This window comes from Nostoc cf. commune SO-36, assembly GCF_023734775.1.
GTDB classification, from domain to species: domain Bacteria; phylum Cyanobacteriota; class Cyanobacteriia; order Cyanobacteriales; family Nostocaceae; genus Nostoc; species Nostoc commune_A.
Window position 1 is genome coordinate 6109062 of the sequence record NZ_AP025732.1, and the last position, 22195, is coordinate 6131256.

Below are 22195 nucleotides of genomic sequence, written 5' to 3' on the forward strand. Positions count from 1 at the left end.
AATAAGGAATTTAATATTAATAAACTTAATAGTGAAATCTCACTAATACCTTTCAAAATAGAAGATAAGAAAAATACACAAGGCTCAATACTCTAATTTTTATTAGTCAGTAACACTTCTGCGATCGCCTGCGAAATGGGGTAGTGTGGTGAATATATCTCCAACCAAAAAAATTCCCCGACTGGGTTTACTTCGAGGAATACGTGCTGACCATCGGGAGTGACAATAATATCAATTGCCCCATAGTTTAAGCCAAAATAAGCCATTAGTTTGAGCAGTTTTTTCTCGATATCTTCTGGCAAGTCGTAGGGTTGCCAATTTTTAACTAAGGCTCTCCCCTCTTTGCGCCAGTCGTAAGTAGATCCTTCTAAGCTTTGGGAATCTACTGAGGCAGTAAATACGCGGTGTCCGACAATAGTTGTCCGCAACTCCAGCGCCTTGGGCACATTTTCTTGAAAGGTCATCGGACAAAAACGCAGTCCTTCCATATTCTCCAGATCATCATTTGTAACTGGAGTGGTAAATACAACGTTTTCTCGCCCCTGATCATCATAGATAGCAAAGGAAGAAAGCATCTTGGTAACTATACCTTGGCTACACTCTTGAGCAAATTGCTTGACTGCTTCTGGATTGTTTGAAGTTAGAGTACGTGGAGTTACAAGACCAACTTCGCGTGCAACTTGCAATTGTAGTTGCTTATTATTAGCCCGATCTACATTGGACATTTTATCAAAGTGAAATCCCTGAAGGCTAGCAATCATACCCCTGACTGTGGCGCGACATTCATTAATTGACGCATCTCTGTATTGCTTGTCCATTGAGTCGGGGATTTTTTGTCCGTAGCGCATCCGCCGATACCAAACTGAGGAGACTTCACTCAAATCTAGTTTTTCGCCATCAGTAATAATTACCCGTTCAGTATCACCAGAGTAAATATCTAGCTTGACTTCAGTGGGATATCTGTCTGTGTCAAACCGAAATGCTTTTTCTCCTCTGGCCTCAATTTCTTTGATGACTAGAGGAATGCTTTCGTTGTCTTTACTAAACGTGACTATTAATACGGTCATAAAAAGTATGAAGTGTGAAGTATGTAGACACCTTTTGGGTGGCTTGCCACAGGCTAATATCAAATATTAAATTTTTGATTATTCATTCTTTCTTTGAAGTAGAGCATCTGCGATCGCACTTGCGATAGGTAAGTCTAAATTCTTTTCTAGCATTCCCCACTCCCCCAGAGGGTTGATTTCCAAAAAGACGTATTCGCCTGATGGTGTGACGATGAAATCTAACGCTCCAAACAACAGCCCAAATTTCCCCATAAAGGCTTTAAGACAACGAATTATTTCATCAGTAAGCTGGTGATGTTGCCATGCGCCCAACCTCAACACCAGGTTTACGCCAATCAATGGCTGCTGCATACATATCTGCATTTAGTGCCCCCACAAATACATTACCATTCACATACACCACCCGTAATTCCTGTTGCTTTGGAATTTGCTCTTGAAAAACCATTGGGCAATAGCGCAGTGATTCGGCATCTTCTAAGTCTTCTTCCTTGACGGTGCTGGTGTACAGAAAAAACGAGGAGTTTGCTTCCATACTGCGGGAAAGAGCAGTTAAGAGCTTGCTCACCATTTTGCCGTTAACTTGCCCGAAAAACTCTCGTGCTGCTTGGGCTTTGTTGGTGACAAGAGTTTTGGGAATAACAAAACCTACTTCAGATGCAATCCGTAGTTGACGCAGCTTGTTAGTTGCATAATCTATCCGCTCTAAATTATCTACCCACATAGCTTCTTTGAGACTGTCCCAAAAACCATCTAAAGTTGCTTCTGATTCTCTAATGCAAGCTTCTCGGAACTTTGGCGCTAATTCTTGACTCAGTTGTGGTTCCCAAATACGACGCATCCATACAGCCTGCACCTGCTCTGTGCTGATAGAGCGGTTGTTATATTCTATAGTGTGGTAGCTTTTAGACTTATCAAAATGTGTTGTTAATTGCACTTCTAGAGGAAACTTATCAGTATCTAGACGAAATGGTTGCACCCCTTTTTTTTGATAAGGCTTCTGCCACTCTATCTATTGTGAAGAAATCACCACTGTGGGTAATTAATAAAATAACATCACGAGACAGGTGCATAAGATATAGTTTTTTGAAAATTTTAGGAGGTAGCTATTAAGCAATAGCAAACAAGTTGCTTTCGATACCCAAAAAATTTTGAAGAATTTAGGGGACTAGAAAAAGCAATCACCTCCATGTTTGGAAAAGGTAATATGAAAGCGATCGCGTTTCTATGAGTAGTTTTCAGTTACTTGGTAATTCCTACTCTATTAAATTATGATTCAGTCAATTAAAAGGTTTCTTTCCGATCAAAAAGTAACTTTCAGATATAAAAGAATAAACAAATTATTTATCTTCCAAATCTGAAGGATACTTGTAAGTCCAAGGAACCTCTGTTCCTTCAGTAGATTGCTCTTCCAAGAAACGCGCAAAGAATGGTACGACTACGACATCCACTGTTTTGACTGTGTTTGCAGGCATAGAATTTCCCTTAAAGTAAATTGGGTTTTCAACTACAGATATATCAGTAATAAAATATATTTTCAAGGTCAGTTAAGACACTTAACAAGTAATTCTGTTCAGGTATTTAAGAAACTTAAGAAACTTAAGAAACTTAAGCATACAGATAAGAAAAATTTATTCAAAAATTATAAGTGTTGAGTAATCAATATCAAACTATAGCAATTTTATTTGATTATTGAAGAAGTAGGGCATTCGTCTACTCAAATTTATAACTGATCTTGAGATTTCCTTTTTGACGTTTTACTTTAGTAACTATTACATTTTTTAATTCATTAAGTGATTTTAAATGAGTACCTCCACACGGAGTTGGATGAAAATTGTCAATTGTCACTACTCTCAAAGGTTTTCCTGGAGGTAAATTATTGGGTATGTTAGACCAACGCACTGCTAATTTTTCTGGTGTAATCAGTGAAACTTCTACACTAGCAGCTTCATTTAAAGCTTGACTAATTTTTGTATTAACTTCAGCAATAAATATCTCTGTATTTTCAAACGAAGGGCTTCCTTGAAACTCTACATAAGAACCATCTGGAAAATGATACCCTTTAACTGCGATTAGATTTTTATCTAGAGATTCGATTATGGTGTACATAAGATGTCCAGCTGTATGAGCCTTAGCATTTTGCATACGATGGGCTTCATCAACATATAAACTTACCTCTTCGCCTTTTTCTAAAGGTACAGATGAAAAATCTCCATAATGACGAACATCTCCATCTACAAAGCTTACGAAACTGATTGGAAGCTGAACTCCTTTTGCTTCTATAGTGCCTATATCTGAGGGCTGACCACCACCCTGCGGATAAAAGACAGTGCTATCGAGTACACAATAAGAACCCCGTTCATCATCGGCAACATACTCAATGTGAGCATTATCAGTGAATTTATATGTGTCTTCAAGATAAGCAAGTACTGTAGACATAGATAAATCTCTCTAGTTAACTTTTGACTTTGAGAACGATTATTTAACAAAGTTGATGACAGTCCAGATTTTATTTTCAAAATCAAATCGGAGTCCTATAAATTAATTCATTTTAGCATTTAGGTATTTCGAGCGCAAGCTTTCTTACCTGCGCTACATCAAACAATATAGAACAATCAAAATACGCTTCGGTTATTACCATTAAAAGGCATTCATTCTTAAAAGCAGCAATAGCTACCTTTACACCTTTTTACAGGTTTATAAATTGCCTTTACGACCAAAAAACTAAATCACCCCCCGGCATTTTTCCAATAAAAGAGCTAATTGTTATACGTTCACCAATGCCTGGTAAGACTTCATGAAAATTCCGGCTGTTGAAAATGACTAAATCTCCGATGAGTGGAATATTATGTTTTACTTCTGAGTTAGCTACTAAAGAAGAATCGTAGCCATAGGAACCAGGAATTTTATATTTTTCATCGTCGGGCTGCCATTGTCGGTTGTAGACTTTGCAGATACCTCCTTGACTAGGTGCTTTGACATAAAGATTCCATACTAGCTGTGAGGTAACATTTCCTATTCCCCAATTTGGAGCATCTAATTGAGCAAAGTCTATGTGTAACAAGGCGATATTAATCTGACGGATTAATCCTGCAAAATAATCCCCATAAGCTTCATCTTCATAAGCAATTTGGACTTTACCTGAGACATTCTGGCGCAGAGTTGTTGCCAAGCGTTTTAGCGGGTCAAAAGATAAAGAAGTTACCTGATTATAAGTTGCGTTGGCTTTTTTAACTGCATCAAAATATCCTAACTTATCCCTATTTCTATATTCAAATTGAGTAACTCCAATTCTTCCTATTGGTGGTTCCACATTTCTATAAAAATCAAAGCCAACTTTTTCAATTGCTAGAGCTAATTTATTACATTCTTCTGATGAAGCAAATTTAGAAATGCGAATTGACGGAATCTCATTTCTCAGCAATGCTTGGAAATTTTGATTATTCATTTCACAGTCATTTAATTTTTGCCACTTGATTGTTCTTAGCATGGGAAATTTCTCACTCATAATTTCTTGTAAATTAAAATGTTGTCAAAAGAGGGAATAAATAAAAACATTTATAGAGTAAAAGCAAACTTTTGTTAGTTGCTAAACAACTGTGGTTTGCATATTTTGGAATTAACCTAACCTTTTTTATTAAATTTAGAAATATTTAGTACTAAGTAATCAGCAAAAAATATCGAATAAGAAACTTATTATCAGTACTTAGATACAGCAATTTGTAAGCAAATAAGGTACAAAATGCCAGATTACAAATCAGATATAAAGAGTTTCTAATTCTTACTCCCTGCCTCAAAACCAGTAGCTTTCTACTTCATACAAAAGAAAAATACTTTATAACTCGGAACTATCTTTGTAATCGGGCAGACTTTTTTAACTGATATCGCCTATTTGTTGAGTGCGGCTCAAAGCAGCAAGTACTGCATTAGAGATGATAGTTCGCATACCACCTTTTTCTAATTCGTAAAGACCAGCAGCAGTGACTCCCCCAGGGCTAGTTACTTTGTTTCGTAAGACGGCTGGATGTTCATGAGTCTGCAACATAAGTTCTACACTGCCAGCAATAGTATGCAAGGTTAGCTCTTGAGCTTGAATGCGAGTTAAACCCATCTGAACCCCAGCATCAATCATCGCTTCGATGTACAGAAACACAAATCCAGTACCCGCGCTACTCAGCGCCGTTGACATATCAAGGTAATGTTCACTTTGGGTAGCAAATTCCTTGCCTAATGCTTGTAAAATGACTTGGGTATGCGATCGCTGTATCTCTGTCACACTTGATGATGCGCTCCATACTGTAGTCCCATGACCAACTTGTACTGCAATATTCGGCATTGTACGGACAACAGCAGCATGATTCAACCCTTGGCACAGAGATGCAATACTTACCCCACCCACAATACTAATTACTAAAGCTTCAGGTGAAATTTTATCCTTCAGCATAGCCATAAACAGATCCTAAAACCTGCGGCTTCACCGCCAATACCACAATGGATGCGCCTTTTACCGCTTCTATATTGCTGGTTGTAGTACGGATTCCATATTTTTCTTCCAAATGAAGACATCGCGCAGAAAGTGGGTCGCTGACAATAATTAGATCGGGTTTTGGAACAATCTTCGTTGATAACAATCTAGTCATGATCATTTCACCCATCGTCCCACCACCGATAAAGGCAATTTCTAAATCTCCCAGCATATCTTCTCCCTATTACACAAATCAATTTATTATTGTTATCAAGATAGATTGGGAACAATTACAGCTTTTAATACAGAGCCTTTTTCTACATCTGCTAGGGCTTGATTAATTTCTTGTAGCGTGTATGAACGACTAATTAGACTTTCCCAAGCAATATTTTTGCTGGAATCACTATGACGTTTTAGTAATTCAATCATTCTGTAAAAATGGCTGAAATCAATTCCCCAAGTTCCGCGAATATCAATATGTTTGAGATTAATCTCTAAGTGGGGATTGATGAGAATCTCACCGGTGTTTGTGTAGTGCCCGACAATAACATAACGGCCTCCATTTCTCGTCATATTCAAGCCCTCTTTGACAGCAATGGGAATGCCTGTTGCTTCAATAGTCACATCAGCACCATGTCCGTGCGTTAGTTCCAAAACCCGCTCAAGATGTTGCCGTGGATCGTTAGCTTGAATTACAAGAGTTTCATCGACTCCAAAAGATTTTGCAGTTACTAATCGGCTCTCAAATTTATCAATGACAATTACTTTACCCGCACCTGATAGCAAAGCTAGAATTGCCACACTTAAACCCACAGGGCCACAACCTTGCACCACAACAACATCACCAATTTGAATCTGCGCTCGATCGATAGCGTGTAGTGCAGTTGGCAAAGCACATCCCCCAGCAATAAATTGTCTTGGTGAGACTTCTTCGGGTAAAGTTAAAACTTTAACCCCTGGTTGGAGGTAAATTAGTTCAGACCAACCGCCCAGTAAGCCATCATTCGCCTGAGTAGGTGACACCATAAACTTTGCGTTGGGGACAGCGAGTGGATGCTTTAGCTACTAGACAATACCAGCAGTTGTAACAGGTTTCGTGAACATCTAAAAAAGTAGCGATCGCTCCAGGTTGAATTAACTTACCATTGACATCGTAACCTGCCCTCCTGTTTTCTACCACACGACCAACACAGAAGTGACCGGGAATAATTGGATAGGGTACTCCCTCTAAATGCCCACGCAATAAATGTACATCAGTTCCACAAACCTCAGAATATAAGGTTTCAATAATGATTCCACCCTTTTCTAGAATCGGGTATGGTAATTGTTGCACTTCAACTGGTTGGTTCGGTGCAGTCATCACAGCTGCTAAGGGCATGAATCGCTTCCTCACTTTATTTTCTAAATTGACAATTGTCTTACCTAGCTATAAAAATTCTATTCAATTAATTGCATGAAAAAGCAAGCTAAAAACTATCCTATAAAGCTTTCCTTCTCGGTATTGTTATACCAATTCTGTATGAAGATGCACTAAATCATATTTAAGTGCAAGAAGCAAAAAAGAAAACGAACCGCATACTCCTACGGAGAAGCAAGCTACGCGTAACGTCTCGTCAGAGAAGGACGCAAAGGACACGTTCGCGCAGCGTCTCGCAGAGAAGAAAGAAGTTAAAAAGGTTTAGCGCAGTCCTCATAAAGAAATTGTATTAGCAATACTAAATTAGGATTTCTTTAGTAGGCAAAACAATCATAAGTAGGTAGACAAAATTATTAATTATCTTGATTAGCTTTTGTCTCCTACTTATCAACTTCAAGACCAGAAAATAATTTCACCGTTAGGAAGTAATCCGATCATGGAAGTAAAAGCTACACGTTGTCCATGCATCGGCTCAACATAATGAAAGTTTGTTGTATTGAAAAGCAATACATCTCCGACATAAGGCTGGAAAGCGATCGCATCTGCGTCTCCAAGCACTTTATCACTATATCCGTAGGAGTCTAGCTTATATTGCTCATCTTCTGGTTGCCACTGGCGATCGTAAATACACGTTTTGCCATGACTGTTGGGAGACAATTTTAAGTACAAAGTCCAAGAAAGTTGAGCAGTAATTGTACAAACTTCCCATTCCGATTGTTCCAATGGGGCAAAATCTATATGAAGTTGAGTACCATGCCTCTATTTTTCTGATCAGTCCTGCATAATAACTACCGTAGAATGGTTCCGAAGCAATTCGCACATTCGCACCACACTCTCGGAATTTTGCCATTATGCGCTCCAATGGATTGAATGAGGCTGCCGTAATGGAGTCTCTTAATTTAGTTGCTTGTTCTACTCCTTTAAAATAATCTCCTTTACTAATGTTGTTATATTCAAATACTGTGATACCAACTTTTTCAATTTTAGGACTCACATCTTGATAAGCATTAAAATTGAGCAATTGAGATTGAGCATATAACATCTCACACTCTTCGGGTGTTGCAAAATCTTTCAGCCGAATCAGAGGAATTCGGTGTTCAAGCAGCATTTTTAAAGATTCTCTAGTTAGAGGATACTCTTGCTTGTTTTCCCAAAGTGCCGATTTAATCTGATTAGAAGTAGTCATGATTCAGTTCCTTACATTTAAATTTAAACTAAGCCAACTTAAGATTTAGGTAATGCAGACTAAACTTTTAATTTGTCCATTTTATTTACCTAAAATACTAACAATATTATTGCGATCGCAATAATATTAAATTATTGTAACTGTGCCCAAATCCCTTGACAGCGTTCCATAACTAGCCCCTGAAAATCGATTGAGTTGATGGATGAATATCTATTTTGTACAGATAAAAAATACCTGTAGGACTTTTAAGATTTAATTCTCTTCGAGTCAGAGATAATGCTTGGGCACGATGAATTTCCACAGCTTGAAGTAAACCTGAATAACTTAAATTACGTAAAGCTAATTGACCATTTTTAGTAACATATATAGCATCATTTTGAAAAAGATATTCTAAGCTAATCAGACTAGCATATACATCTGTATCTTTTTCTATGCCCCCTAAACGGTGAGCATCTAAGCCAAAGCGAATACAGAAATTTACAGCTACCAACTTCCCAGCTTCTTGTGCAGTTAAAATACAAGCTGCAAACTCAAATCCTAGACTATCAGATCGCCATTCTTCTACACCAGCATAGTAATAGTTTTGGAAAAGGTTGTGTTTTACCTTAAAGTCAAATCCCAAACCACTTGCATGTCCTGCTTCATGAACTTGAGTGTCGATATGGCGATAACGTTCACCATTGATTTCGTCTTCTAAAGGGCCTAATAATAAATTAGCTGTTTCATATTCAAATACTTTTTGAATGCATTGGCGGCTAGAACCTAAAAAACGTCGTTGTTGCTGGCTAGCATTATTTAATGCTGGGCCACAAACACTGTTAGGAAAAGGCCATCCATTTGGGACAATGAAAGCTTCACCACTTTCACCACTGGTATTACCACAACTAGCAATTTCAGTAAAAGAAAGATTTCTAGGAATTGCTTGGCTTAATGTTCCAAATTTTTCCCGACTGAGATTTTCTAGTTGTTCAATAGATGGCTGAGAATTATCATGCATTTTGCCATAAATTGCACTTAAAGCTATCTGGCTTTGGCATTGTCGATTTACTTGGTAAGGTGCAACAATCAAAAAATAACCATTTTTACCAATAAAATCCAGATTGATAAAGTCTTCAGACAAAATACTCCAGTCGTTATTTTCTAAAGCATCTGCTGTTTTGAGTAACCAAGCTGGAGGAAGTTCACAAGAGTGTGCTGCTTCTTGACGAAGTTTTTTGACAGCAATGGTAATTTCATTTTTCTCAATAAATTGGACTATTTGTTTAGCTAATTCTTGTTTATCTACAAAAATTGTTGTCATTTTTTATGCCTAATATTGAAATTGTGTTACCTAAAAAGCATAAGTAATCACTAAACTCTTAACCATTTCAAAACTTTGGGGTCTTTGTTGTAGTAGTAGTTAAACCCATCGTTAGCAGTAATGGACTTACCAAGGCTTGCTTTACTTCTAATACTTCCAAGAGAATAGTCTGTTAATGCCTGCATTTCTTTATGAGACAACCCTTCCATAGTGAATTTTACTACCCCTATTTCTGCTTGAGATTGATTATTAGAAAAATCATCTATTTTGATTTGAGCATTGTCGGGAGGATTAGGGACAATTTGTGTTGTTTTTTGCCGTTGATAATCTTGTACGGTTACAAGTTGCCAACTAGAATCTTGGGAAAGTTCTAAAACCCATTGATGGTAATTAAATAAACTTTCTCGATGTCCAACACTGATAAATGTTGTTTTTGCCTCTTGTAACTGTTGATATAAACTTTCTTCATTCTTCAAATCTAAAGCACTGGTTGCTTCATCTAATATGGTGAAGCTAGGACGAGTAACTAACAGTCTGGCAAAAGCTAGGCGTTGTTGTTCTCCTAGCGATAATATGTTCTCCCAAGGAACTTCTGTATCGAAGCCATTGACTCGACTGAGCAGATTTTGCAAGTTGACTTGGTGCAAAACATCTTCGAGTTCGCGATCGCTCATTTTGCGAGTTGTATAAGGATAGAGTAACTGTTCGCGTAAAGTTCCCAAAATTATATAAGGACGCTGGGGTAAGAATAAGACTTGCTCTAATGGAGGTCGCACCAGCCGACCAGTTCCTGCACTCCACAAACCAGCGATCGCTCTCAACAGAGAACTTTTACCTCGACCACTCGGCCCAACAATCAATAAACCTTCTCCTGCTTTGACAGACAATGACAAATCTTCAACGATCACCTGCTCGTAGTTGGGAGTTTGTAATGTGACATGCTCAAAAGCAAGATGGTTTTCTTCTATTGTTTTAATAGTACTTACATTCTCTGGTTCTTTAGTTACTTCTTCTAAAGCATTTGAAAACTCCGCTAAACGATCAACGTAACTAGAAAATCTTCCTGAAGTTCCAAATTCATTAATTAATTCTCCCAAAGCAATAGCAAACATATTAGAAGCTAAAGCGGCTTGTCCAAGTTGTCCAAAATCTATTTCATCTTTAATATATAAAGGTGCAAGTACTAAAAAGGGGAATATTTGGATAACAGATTGATATCCTCGGCTAAAAATTTCTGTACCTCTTTCCCAACTTATCTTACTTTCTATATTTTTGATCAGATTATTAAATCGACGCTGAATTATATTTGATTCTTGTTTTTCTCCCTGAAAAAAGGCTATTGATTCAGCATGATTTCGAACATGACTCAAAGCATAATTGTACTCACCTTTAAATACAAGCCCATCTTGATTAATTGTATTTAATTTTTGATTTAAGTAAACAGCAATTAAATTACCTACGATCGTATAACCAACAAGAATAAGAGCAATCTGTTGGGAGATTGACCACATAATTATTAAAAATGTTGCCATTTCCAGTACTTTTTCTAACAAAGTAGCTGAAAAATTCAAAGCGCTACTAGTTACAGGTTCAATTTCTTGAGATAAACGCTGATCTGGGTTATCTACATCGGCTCTAAAGTTAATTTTATAATAAGCACGATTGCTTAAATATTGATCTAAAGTTTGATTATTTAGCCATTTGTACCAATCTAGAGCAATCTTTTTTCGGACAAATTTAGAAAAGCCTACTAAAAAAGTTACCACTACCAGCCCAACAATATTAACTGATAATATCTTAATGAACTGAGAATAATCTTTTTCTTGAATAAGGGTATCAACCAAATAGCGACCAATAAAACTATTAAAAGCAGTTACACCTACAAGAGCGATTATTAGTAATATCAGCATAATCAACATTCCCCAGGCGCGAAGAACATCTGGAAATGCTCTTTTACCTGGCTCTGTTGGATACCAGTAAGGGCCTGCGATCGCTTTTATATCTTTCCAGAATTGAGCCAAATCTGAAAAAATATTTGTTGGGGGTTGAGCTTGAATAACTTGGGTTGGCATATTTTATAAATAAACTGAAATCTCTGATCATCAAATAAAATTATGAATCCTAAATGCTGAATTTAAAAAAATTATTTTTCATAATTTATAATTTGAGTAAATGGTGATTACAGCAAAGTTACACCGCCATCCACAGGCAAAATAACCCCTGTTATGTAGGGATTAGTGATTAAACTGAACACTGCTTGCGCCACTTCTTCTGCTTTACCAAGATGCTGGACAGGTAAGGATGTTTCAGCCCACTTTGTTAAGTCTGAGCGTTCAGACTCGCTTTGACTGCTCCAAATACTTGTATCTTCTATTAATCCAGGGGCAATTACATTGACGCGAATTGGTGAAATTTCTAACGCCAGCGATCGCCCAAAAGTTGCAACTGCGCCATTGGCGGCGGCGATCGCTGAAATTCCTCCCATCTTTGAAGATTTAAAGATAGTAACGCTGGATGTGAGAGTAATGGAACCGTCAGCCGCGATATTTTTTAGCGATGCACGCACAACAAAAAACGTACCCCAGAATTTCTCCATCGCACCTTGAGCCGTTTGTGTGGTCATTTCTGCTAAGAGCGATCGCGGCATATTTCTGTCACCCATAGCCGTTACAATCAAATGATCGAAGCTTCCGATCTGCTCAAAAAAAGCATTGACTGAATCCTCGTTCACCACATCAACAGTTTTGCCCTGAATCTCTCCAGAGATCAACGCGATCGCCTCAGTTAATTTCTCTTGAGATGAGTGGCAAAGGATAACCTTCGCGCCCACCTCTACCATTTTTTGAGCGATCGCCAGATCCACCCCTGAACTGATGCCAATAATCACCACTTTTTTGCCTGATAGCGACTGAAACATTGTTTTGCTCATAAAAGTAAAAAGTATGCAATCTATTTTTCATAGGACTTACGTAAAAACTCTCTCAAACTCTTATTACTTTGTGTCCTTTGCGTCCTTTGCGGTTCGTTTTTTCATAATTTTGCGCAAGTCCTGTTTCAATCAAAAAAACTGTTATTTATCAAATATTTTTTACAGGCTTCTTTGCTGAAACTAACAAATAATCAATAGATGAAGTATTTAGCAAACCATCTATAGCTCCCACATTCAACTGATAAGCTTCTTCATCTATATCTCCTGCTGCTAATTCCTTTAAAAGCCAAGATTTTAGATAGCGGTAATGGTTTTCCCAACAATCATCTGTGACATTTACAACTTCTAAAATTTGTAATCCTGCCTGTTGGTAATGATGTTTATACTCATCAATATCTTTGACAATATTTTTGGGGGTAACAATCCAATCACCGAAATACTGTATATTTTCAAAGATTATATCAGAAAGAATCAGATTACCTCCTGGCTTCAATACCCGCGCTGCCTCTTTGAAAAACTTCTCCCTAGTATCAAAGTAGAATGCCGCTTCAAACACATATAATGTTGTCGAAAAAATCATCTTCAAATTCCATCTGCACGGCATCCATGCAAATTAAGCTACAGCCTGGTGCGTTAACTGTACTTCTTTCGAGTTGCTTGGCAGAAATATTAATACCAAAAACTTCAGCAGGTGAGTAATACTTGAGTAGATAACTGGTAGTTGCTCCCAAACCGCAACCAACATCAAGAATATTGCCCTTCTTTTCCCCAATAAACATTAAAAGTTTTTCCATCAGGTTAAAAACAGGCTGACTGCTGATTTTGAGTATCAGAGAACCAATAACCTACGTTAAAAAACTCTTCTTGTCCGAATATCTTTCTAGTCCCCGGATTTAAAATTAAACTGTCAAATTGGTTAATATATTCGCTTTTATCCATTATTCCTCACATTTCTTTTGTCATTTGTTATTTCTTCATTCCCACAATTCCCTATTTCCATGCTTTCTTGATGCAATCTTTCAAATATTCGGCTAAAACTTGCACATGGGGTTCAGCCATAAGCGTGATATGGTTGCCTAGTACAAAATGGATATCTACTGTTTCGGTACAAAACTCGCTCCAGCCCAAGGATAAATCCTGTGAATCCTCAGAATTTAAATGACTATTAGGGTCATCTGACAAATCCTCGTTAGCCCGTAGAATGGTAAGTTTACCTGGATAAATCTGTTTTGGTAGATAATCAACTAGACATAAACAACTAGTTTTATAAGCCTGTACGAGATTTTTAAGTTCCGTAGTTTGAGCATTAGGAGGCAGCATATTTGCCATTTTGAAATAGTGTAAAACATATTTTAGTTGCTCCTCCGTAGTCAAACTTTGGAGAGTATCGTAGGAAATATCAACGTTTTTATCTAAAAAAAGTTTTATTCCTTTACTCACCTCAGCTAGCCACATATCATCATCCCAATCAATGTAATCAGCCAGGAATTGCTTGTCTTTATAAGTTGATGCAGATGCATCAATTACGACTAGTAGAGCAACCTCATCTCCCTGAGCAACTAACTGTTGGGCCATTTCAAAAACTACGTTACCTCCATAAGAATGCCCTCCCAAAAAGTATGGCCCTTGGGGTTGCACAGCTTGCATGGCTTGAATATAATGACTCGCTATATCTTCAAGCCGGGGGTTGGGCTTTAATTCGTGGAGATTATTTTCAAAACTATATAATGGTTGGTCTAGCCCTAAATAACGCCCTAAGTGATAGAAGTAGAAAGGCTTACCAGGAGCGCCAGGAACGCAGAAGAAAGGTAAGTTTGAACCATTGGGCTGAAGTGCTACCAAACAAGACGAATTAGAGTAATCGGAGTCTGTTTGCACAATTGTTGCCAACTGTTCAATAGTTGGATTTTGAAAAAGGGTTGTTAAGGGCAAATTTTTACCAAACTGCTGCTGAATTTGATCCATTAAGTAGGCAGCTAAAAGGGAATGACCGCCAAGGTCAAAAAAGTTATCTTGTACTCCTACTTTGTCAACCTTAAGAGTTTTTGACCAGATTTGTACTAGTTGCAGTTCTAATTGGTTACGGGGTTCGACAAATTTTTTGAAGTTACTGATGTTATTAATTGCTCTTAATGCGCGGTGGTCTACTTTACCGTTAGGAGTTAGAGGCAGGGACTCTAGGATGACAAAAGCATTAGGAACCATGTATGCGGGTAGTTTATCAGCAAGAAACTGGCGCAGTTCGCTTGGTGTAAGTGTCGCCTCTTTTTGCAGCACTACATAGGCGACTAAGCGCTTCTCACCTGGGGTATCTTCGCGGACAATGACGCAAGATACTTGTACATCGCTATGTTGCCTCAATACTGCTTCAATTTCTCCCAATTCGATGCGGAAGCCCCGAATTTTTACCTGATTGTCGATGCGTCCTAAGTATTGGATGTTGCCATCGCTCAAGTACCGAGCCTTATCCCCAGTTTTATATAATTTACTGCCTCTTGTCTCCTCAAACGGATTGGGGATGAATTTCTCATTGGTCAATTCTGGACGGTTGAAATAGCCTCGTGCCAATCCTGCACCACCAAGATGTAATTCTCCTGGCACACCCACAGGTACTGGTTGCAGATGCTCGTCTAAGATGTAGATTTGCGTGTTGGCAATGGGACGGCCAATAGGGATAGTTTTGGCTGTAGTTGGTGATTCCTCTACCAAGTACCAAGAAGAAAAAGTGGTATTTTCTGTTGGCCCATAGACATGCAGCAGTTGCTGGGGAGCGCCTTTGTCTAATACTTCTTGCACCCATTTGGGATCAACCGCTTCACCACCAAATAATAAATATTGTAGAGAACTAAATGCCTGTGGTACAAAACTGGCTAACTGATTGAATAAAGCTGTGGTTAAAAATAAGACGCTGATTTCATGGGAGCGGATATTTACAGCAAATTCTTGAGGTGAAAGTAATACAGATTGAGGAATAATCACTAGCATGGCTCCGTGTAGCAATGCTCCCCAAATTTCAAATGTTGCAGCATCAAAAGCAATGTTTGCAGCTTGAGCAATGCGTAGTTTACGGCCGTAGGCATCGCTAGAAGATAACTGTATATAGTTGGTATTTAACACCAGTCGATTTACAGCCTGATGAGTGACGGCGACTCCCTTGGGTTTCCCTGTAGAACCGGAGGTATAAATTACATAGGATAAGTTTTCCGAACTGACTGTGCTGTTGAGATTGTCTTGATTGACGGTTTGCAATGCATCTAAGCAGATGACACGAACCTGATGTTGAGAAAGTGACTCTACCAATTTCTTTTGAGTCAAAAGTACTTTTACCTGAGTGTCTGCGAGCATAAAGCTTAAACGCTCTTGGGGATATTCCGGGTCAAGTGGCAGATATGCTCCACCCGTCTTGAGAATTCCCAACATTCCCACAACCATTTCTGGCGATCGCTCCACACACAACCCAACTAGCACATCTGCCGACACTCCCAAAGACCGCAAGTAATGAGCTAGCTGGTTAGCACGACAATTTAACTCATCATAAGTCAGTTGTTGATTTTCAAATACAATTGCCACTGCATCAGGTGTGCGTTTTACCTGCTCCTCAAATAACTGATGAATACATTTATCAGATGAATAGTCTGCTTGATTGTGGTTCCACTCCACTAACAATTGATGGCGTTCTGCTGCACTCAACAGTGATAATTCAGAAATTCGCGCTTTCGGATTGGCGACAATTGCTTTAATTAAAGGTTGAAAATGTTGGCCGATTTGGGTAATTGTAGCGGCATCAAATAAATCAGTGTTATAGCACCAAACACCCTCTAGACCGGAGGGAACCTCCCAGAAGTTTACTTCTAGGTCAAATCTGACTTTTACATCAACTGGCAAGGACATATTCTGGATAGTTAAACCTGGCAAATTGCTAGAAGACTGTGGGGTATTTTGGAGGGAGAACAGCACCTGTACCAGGGGATTACGACTTAAATCTCGGTCTGGCTGTAATTTTTCCACCAACATTTCAAAGGGTAAGTCTTGGTGGGAGTATGCTGACAAAGTGGTTTGCCGCACTTGCGCTAAAAAGTCAGCAAAGCTGGGGTTTCCAGAGAGATCGCCCCTTAATGCTAGGGTGTTAGCAAAAAATCCCATTAGCTGCTCGACGCTCTTGCTGTTGCGGTTAGCGATGGGTGAGCCAACAACAATATCTAACTGACCACTATAACGAGAGAGCAAGACCAAAAAAGCTGCTAGTAGGGTCATAAACAGAGTTGTCTCTGACTCCTGGCTCAGTTGCTTAAGGCGTTGTGTGAGGTCGCTATCTAGTAGAAAAGACTCAACTGCACCCTGAAAAGACTGGACTGGGGGACGGGGGCGATCGCTAGGCAATTCTAATACAGGAGGGACACCCGCTAACTGTTTTTGCCAATAATTGAGTTGGCGATCGAGAACTTCGCCTGTCAGCCACTGGCGTTGCCAAAAGGCAAAGTCGGCGTACTGGATGGGTAATTCAGGTAGTGGCGAGGGCAATCCTTGAGCGAAAGCTGTATATAACTGAGATAATTCACCAAAGAAGATACTCAAAGACCAGCCATCATAAATAATGTGGTGCATCTTCAACAGCAGTACATACTCCTGTTCACTCAGTTGCAGTAGGGTAAATTCTATTAATGGCCCCACAGCCAAATCGAAGGGCTGGGACGCAATAGACTTCGCCATTTCTCGAATGCGCTCAGTTTGTTCCTCGGCTGACAACCCCTGCAAGTCATGGATTGGCAAATTTAAGGCAGTGTCCGGGGCAATTAGCTGGATAGGTTTTCCATCTACCGTGGGGAAACTGGTTCTTAAAATTTCGTGGCGGCGAACGAGTTCATTCAGGCTCTGAGAGAGTGCAGCTATATTGGGTGAGCCATCTAGCCGCAGAGCCTCCAGCATATTGTAAGAATGACTTTCGGGTGAAAGCTGGTGCAAAAACCAGAGTCTCTGCTGGGCAAAAGAGAGGGGTAAATCTTTATCTCGTGGGACGGGAGTAATGGCTGATTCAACAGAGCTAGAGGGCGTTTTCGCTTCTTTTAAAAAAGCGAGAATTTCAGGTTTTTTTGTGCCTATTTCTTGCTTAATTTCTGTTGTCATCGCTCCCTTGGGAGCATGATATCGTAGCTTTTCTTCTTCCAGCCAAATTTTAATATCTAAACTATTTAAATAAGATAAAAACTCTACTACTTTCATTTGCCAATTGCTTCCCAAATTTGTCGTTTAATCAGGTCTAAATTGCGTATGTTGTTGTTTCAAAAATCAAAAAATCTATTTGGTAAAAAGCTTTTCATAATTCTCCTTCTTCGTAATCTTCTTGTGTTTTTGTAATGGATAGTTGACCATCTTGTGCTATGGAAACTACTTCAATGATTTGGGCTAAGTTAGCTACTGTTGGGTACTCAAGGAAATTTTGTAAGGACAATTCCACTGAGAAAATATTACGTAAACGAGATATTACTTGGGTTGCTAGTAGAGAATGTCCGCCAAGTTCAAAGAAGTTGTCATTGATGCCAATGCGTTCGGTTCCCAAGACTTCACTCCAGATTTGTACCAGTTGAGCTTCAATTGGTGTGCGAGGTGAAACAAAGCCAGTGGCAAGATTTCTAGTAGCTGTATCTGGTGCAGGTAGGGCGCGACGATCCACCTTACCATTAGGTGTTAAAGGTAGGGTATTGAGGAGGACAAAAGCTTGCGGAACCATGTAATTGGGTAACTTTTGTTGGATAAATTCCCGCACTTGTGGCACTAGCTTTTGGACTAACTTGCCGTATAGGGGATTGTTAGTGTAGTCAGTCCAGGGTTTGGTAGTAATGGTTGAATTATCCCAAAACGCGTAGGCAAAGCCCGCCGCAGGTCATCGCTTTTTGTTCTTGATTGCGGCAAAATACCACATCGAATGCACCATCTTGGCTACTCCCCCACCAACTCAGATGGACTGTATAACCCAAATACTGCCCTAACTGGTAAAATTCTTCAGGATTGATCCCAACTTCTGGCTGTTTTGCTAGCAACTGCCGCATTTGCCCGACTGTTTCGACAGCAGGGGAATTTTCCAACCATTGCCAAATCTGTAATGCTTGCTGCACCCGTTGATTAGGAACGCCCCTAATTCCTAAAAGTTCTGGTTGTTCTTTGTGCAGTTGATTTTGAATTTGTGCCAATGAGAGCTTGTTTAGTTGCCAATTTAACCAAGGAACTACTTTTGTTTGGACATCAGTACCGATATGCAGGGTGACATCATAGCGGAATTGAGTTAATTCATTTTGACTGTTAGCGCGTTTGGGCACAATTTCCACCCAAGTAATTTGCGGAAAACGTGTTTGCAGGGCAATGAAAAACCTCGGATCAATGACCAATTCTTCTTCGGCGGCGACACTCTGATGTACCTGCTGCTGCCATTGCTCAACAGTTCTATCTTCAGGAGATCGGGACAACTGTACGGCTGCATGGTATGGTTCGAGCAAAGGCAAGCTACGAACATCCCCCACGAATAGAGTTCCCTTTTGGCCAATTGTTGCGTTGGCGTAGCCCATCGTAGATATCGCTCCCTCAAGTACCTGCAATAAATACTCCACACTGGGGAAATACTGCACTACTGAGTTAATAACTACAGTATCGAATTCTCCTTTGGGGATACTTGTAAAGTTATCCGCCATTTGGTGTAGTAGCCGCACATTATCTAAACCTGACACCGTTTTACAAATTTGCTCAACGTGCGCTATTGCGGCGCTAGAATAATCACATCCCCAATACTCAAGGCAGTTGGGAGCAACGCGAGATAGCAGCAACCCTGTACCACAACCAATTTCTAATACTCGCTGCGGTGATAGAGATAGAATTCGATCTACTGTACTCTCAACCCACTCCTGCATTTCTTGAGCAGGAATTGCTTCTTTTGTGTAACTACTATTCCAACCACTGATATTGAATGTGGGATCATCTGTGGATACTTGAGGTTGACTGTATGCTTGTTCATACAGCATTTGCCAGTCAGTAACGTACTCACTCTGCCATTGAGCAACCTGTTGGGGTAATACTTTGTTTTTGAGTGCAGGAACTAAGTAAGCCGCTAACTGTTTATCACCAGTATTATCAATGGCGACGACGACACCTTCTTGTACTAAGGGATGTTGGCTTAAAACTGCTTCAATTTCACCCAGTTCGATACGGAAGCCACGCACCTTGACTTGATTATCGATGCGTCCCAGGTATTCAATGTTGCCATCTGGTAAATAACGCGCCAAGTCCCCAGTTTTGTAAAGTTGAGAATCTGGCTCATTGCTAAAGGGATTGTTGATAAATTTCTCTTGTGTCAATTGCAGACGGTTGAGATTAGCCTCTTGCTAACCCGACACCACCAATGTGCAATTCTCCTGGTACACCAATAGGCACTGGCTGTAAGTGCGAGTCTAAGATATAGATTTGTTTGTTGGCAATTGGACGACCAATAGTAACTTTCTCATCTTCAAGAGTACATTTCGCAACTGTGGCACAGACACTAGCTTCTGTTGGCCCGTAAGCATTAAAGAAGTTTCTCCCAATAGACCATTGTTTGATGAGTTCAGCAGCACAAGCTTCTCCGGCGACAATTATTGTTTGCAGTGCGGGAAGTTCTTCTTGTGGTAGAACTGCTAATGCTGATGGTGGTAGGGTGACATGGGTAATATCATAATCGCGTAATCGTTCAATTAATGGCGTACCCGGCATGAGAGAGTCTTTTGTTCCCAGGTAAAGAGTTGCCCCTGATGACCAACTCATCAAGATTTCTGAGATGCAAGCATCAAAACTGAAGGAGGCAAACTGGAGAACGCGACTATCAGAATCCACGCCAAAAGTCTGAATTTGAGCTTGAGCTAGGTTGCATAATCCGCTATGTTCAACCATCACCCCTTTCGGTTTACCTGTGGAACCGCTAGTGTAAATCACATTCGCTAGATTGAGAAGCCGTCACCCCATTAGAAAAGTTTTCTTGGCTATTTTGGGCAATTTTTGACCAGATTTCGTCTAAAAAGACTGTGTTGGCTTGATTTTTTGGTAGTTTATCAGAAAGGTGCTGTTGGGTTAGCAGTACCCAAACTTGAGCATCTTCTAGCATAAAGCTCAGACGCTCAGTAGGATATTCCGGGTCAAGGGGCACGTAAGCACCACCCGCCTTGAGAATTGCCAAAAGCCCGATCGCCATTAATAGCGATCGCTCCACACACAACCCAACTAGTACATCTGCTCCCACACCCACAGACCGTAAGTATTGCGCCAACTGGTTAGCACGACAATTCAACTCGTGGTAGGTGAATTGTTGATTTTCAAATACCACCGCCACGGCATCAGGTGTCCGCTCTACTTGTGACTCAAATAACTGATGAATACACTGATTCTGCGGATAGTCTACTTGAGTATCATTCCACTCCACTAATAATTGATGACGTTCCTGTTCAATGAGCAATGGCAGTAATGACACTGGCTGGTGTGGATTATCAACAATTGCCGCAAGCAAAGTCTTGAAATGTTGCATCATGCGGGTAATTGTTGCCGCATCAAATAAATCCCGGTTGTAAGAGCAAAAGCCCCCAAGCCCTTCTGGTGCATCCCATAAGTAAACTTCTAAGTCAAGCCGAACTGAATCAAGTCCCGAAGGCATCCCTTCAACTTTGACATCAGGCAGATCCCACGGTGAGGTGGGAGCATTTTGGAGGGCAAACACCACCTGCGTTAACGGGTTGCGATCGAGGTTTCGCTCAAGTTGCAACTCTTCCACTAACATCTCAAAGGGTAAATCCTGATGATCGTAGGCATTTTGGGTAACTTGTCGCACCTGCGCTAGTAATCCTTCAAAGGTCGGTTCTTGAGATAAATCAAATCTCAGTGCCAGACTATTGACAAAAAAGCCAATTAACCCTTCTATCTCTGTGCGGTTGCGATTTGCGATCGGTGAACCTACGACCAAATCTGTTTGTCCACTGTAGCGAGACATTAAAACGACAAAACCAGCCAGCAGCGTCATAAACAGCGTGCTTCTAGACTCTTGAGATAGCTTTTTCAACTGCTGCGTTAGCAAGGCATCTAGTTGAAGTTGCTCTGTACCGCCTCGAAAAGTCTGTATGGCTGGGCGGGGGCGGTCTGTGGGTAATTCTAATAAAGGTGGCGCTCCCGTTAAATGTTGCTTCCAGTAGTTTAACTGACGCTCTAATACCTGATTCGTGAACCATTGGCGCTGCCATACAGCGAAGTCGGCATACTGGATGGGTAACTTTGGTAACTCAACAGAACTACCCGTTGAAAAGGCTCGGTAATAGGCTGACAGTTCACCGATCAAAATACCCATCGACCAACCATCAGCAGCAATATGGTGGATTGCGAATAGCAATATATGCTCATCAGTTGCAACTTGCCACATCTTGACTCGCAGCACAGGGCCATTAGCTAAATCGAATGGTTTGCAGGCTTCTGCTGTTGCTAGATGCTCCACTTGTTTCCAAGGGTCTGGTAAATTCTGGAGATCGACCACTGGTAACGCGATCGTCATATTGGGATCTATTACCTGTACTGGCTGATTATTTTTGATCTCAAAATGAGTCCGTAGAACTTCATGGCGCTGTACTATCTCTGCAAAGGCTTGTTCTAAAGCTTTGACATTCAAATTCCCTATTAAACGCAAGGTGAAATCTATTGTGTACGCACTGCTTTCACCTTCCAACTGATTCACAAACCACAAAACGCTCTTGCGCCCAAGATAGCGGTATGTCTGCGTTTTTAGAAAGCGGGTGCGATGCCTGCGGCGGGCGTAGCGATCGCAGGAACGGCCAACCT

16 protein-coding genes and 2 pseudogenes are annotated in these 22195 nt (G+C 40.1%); all 18 read right to left on the reverse strand.

Annotation, left to right across the window (positions count from 1 at the left end):
- Positions 1 to 92: 92 nt before the first annotated feature.
- Entirely contained in the window at positions 93 to 1067 is a 975-nt protein-coding gene (locus ANSO36C_RS27680; RefSeq protein ID WP_251957373.1) for an MvdD family ATP-grasp ribosomal peptide maturase, read from the reverse strand.
- Between the two features lie 78 nt (positions 1068 to 1145).
- Positions 1146 to 2137, reverse strand: a pseudogene (locus ANSO36C_RS27685) (MvdC family ATP-grasp ribosomal peptide maturase).
- Between the two features lie 267 nt (positions 2138 to 2404).
- The gene (locus tag ANSO36C_RS27690) at positions 2405 to 2539 is read right to left on the reverse strand and encodes a microviridin/marinostatin family tricyclic proteinase inhibitor (protein WP_251957374.1); all 135 of its coding nucleotides are present in this window, start codon (positions 2537 to 2539) and stop codon (positions 2405 to 2407) included.
- A 238-nt stretch (positions 2540 to 2777) separates the two neighbouring features.
- The gene (locus ANSO36C_RS27695; RefSeq protein ID WP_251957375.1) at positions 2778 to 3503 is read right to left on the reverse strand and encodes an alanine--tRNA ligase-related protein; all 726 of its coding nucleotides are present in this window, start codon (positions 3501 to 3503) and stop codon (positions 2778 to 2780) included.
- 271 nt (positions 3504 to 3774) lie between these two features.
- Complete coding sequence (locus ANSO36C_RS27700; RefSeq protein ID WP_251957376.1) at positions 3775 to 4554, reverse strand: 2OG-Fe(II) oxygenase family protein; 780 nt, start codon at positions 4552 to 4554, stop codon at positions 3775 to 3777.
- A 384-nt stretch (positions 4555 to 4938) separates the two neighbouring features.
- Positions 4939 to 5514 (reverse strand): pyrroline-5-carboxylate reductase family protein, encoded by a 576-nt coding sequence (locus ANSO36C_RS27705; RefSeq protein ID WP_251957377.1) that lies wholly within the window; start codon positions 5512 to 5514, stop codon positions 4939 to 4941.
- The gene (locus tag ANSO36C_RS27710; protein ID WP_251957378.1) at positions 5495 to 5761 is read right to left on the reverse strand and encodes a pyrroline-5-carboxylate reductase family protein; all 267 of its coding nucleotides are present in this window, start codon (positions 5759 to 5761) and stop codon (positions 5495 to 5497) included. Before ANSO36C_RS27710 ends, ANSO36C_RS27705 begins: the two co-directional genes overlap by 20 nt.
- Positions 5762 to 5799: 38 nt before the next feature.
- Complete coding sequence (locus tag ANSO36C_RS27715) at positions 5800 to 6555, reverse strand: zinc-binding dehydrogenase (RefSeq protein WP_251957379.1); 756 nt, start codon at positions 6553 to 6555, stop codon at positions 5800 to 5802.
- Positions 6530 to 6907, reverse strand: coding sequence for an alcohol dehydrogenase catalytic domain-containing protein (locus tag ANSO36C_RS27720; protein ID WP_251957380.1), 378 nt, complete (start codon positions 6905 to 6907; stop codon positions 6530 to 6532). Before ANSO36C_RS27720 ends, ANSO36C_RS27715 begins: the two co-directional genes overlap by 26 nt.
- A gap of 432 nt (positions 6908 to 7339) precedes the next feature.
- Positions 7340 to 7603 (reverse strand): hypothetical protein, encoded by a 264-nt coding sequence (locus ANSO36C_RS27725; RefSeq protein WP_251957381.1) that lies wholly within the window; start codon positions 7601 to 7603, stop codon positions 7340 to 7342.
- Positions 7542 to 8132: a hypothetical protein gene (locus ANSO36C_RS27730; protein WP_251957382.1), complete on the reverse strand. Its 591-nt coding sequence runs from the start codon at positions 8130 to 8132 to the stop codon at positions 7542 to 7544. The genes ANSO36C_RS27725 and ANSO36C_RS27730 overlap by 62 nt, the downstream gene beginning before the upstream one ends.
- A 172-nt stretch (positions 8133 to 8304) precedes the next feature.
- The gene (locus tag ANSO36C_RS27735; protein ID WP_251957383.1) at positions 8305 to 9432 is read right to left on the reverse strand and encodes a DUF6014 family protein; all 1128 of its coding nucleotides are present in this window, start codon (positions 9430 to 9432) and stop codon (positions 8305 to 8307) included.
- Between the two features lie 50 nt (positions 9433 to 9482).
- Positions 9483 to 11504 (reverse strand): ABC transporter ATP-binding protein/permease, encoded by a 2022-nt coding sequence (locus tag ANSO36C_RS27740; RefSeq protein ID WP_251957384.1) that lies wholly within the window; start codon positions 11502 to 11504, stop codon positions 9483 to 9485.
- Positions 11505 to 11611: 107 nt separating this feature from the next.
- The gene (locus ANSO36C_RS27745) at positions 11612 to 12349 is read right to left on the reverse strand and encodes an SDR family oxidoreductase (protein WP_251957385.1); all 738 of its coding nucleotides are present in this window, start codon (positions 12347 to 12349) and stop codon (positions 11612 to 11614) included.
- 160 nt (positions 12350 to 12509) lie between these two features.
- Positions 12510 to 12941, reverse strand: coding sequence for a methyltransferase domain-containing protein (locus ANSO36C_RS27750; protein WP_251957386.1), 432 nt, complete (start codon positions 12939 to 12941; stop codon positions 12510 to 12512).
- The gene (locus ANSO36C_RS27755; RefSeq protein ID WP_251957387.1) at positions 12910 to 13155 is read right to left on the reverse strand and encodes a class I SAM-dependent methyltransferase; all 246 of its coding nucleotides are present in this window, start codon (positions 13153 to 13155) and stop codon (positions 12910 to 12912) included. Before ANSO36C_RS27755 ends, ANSO36C_RS27750 begins: the two co-directional genes overlap by 32 nt.
- A gap of 196 nt (positions 13156 to 13351) precedes the next feature.
- Positions 13352 to 17581 (reverse strand): amino acid adenylation domain-containing protein, encoded by a 4230-nt coding sequence (locus tag ANSO36C_RS27760; RefSeq protein WP_251957388.1) that lies wholly within the window; start codon positions 17579 to 17581, stop codon positions 13352 to 13354.
- 172 nt (positions 17582 to 17753) lie between these two features.
- Positions 17754 to 22182, reverse strand: a pseudogene (locus ANSO36C_RS35330) (amino acid adenylation domain-containing protein); the annotation flags it as partial.
- Between the last annotated feature and the right edge of the window lie 13 nt (positions 22183 to 22195).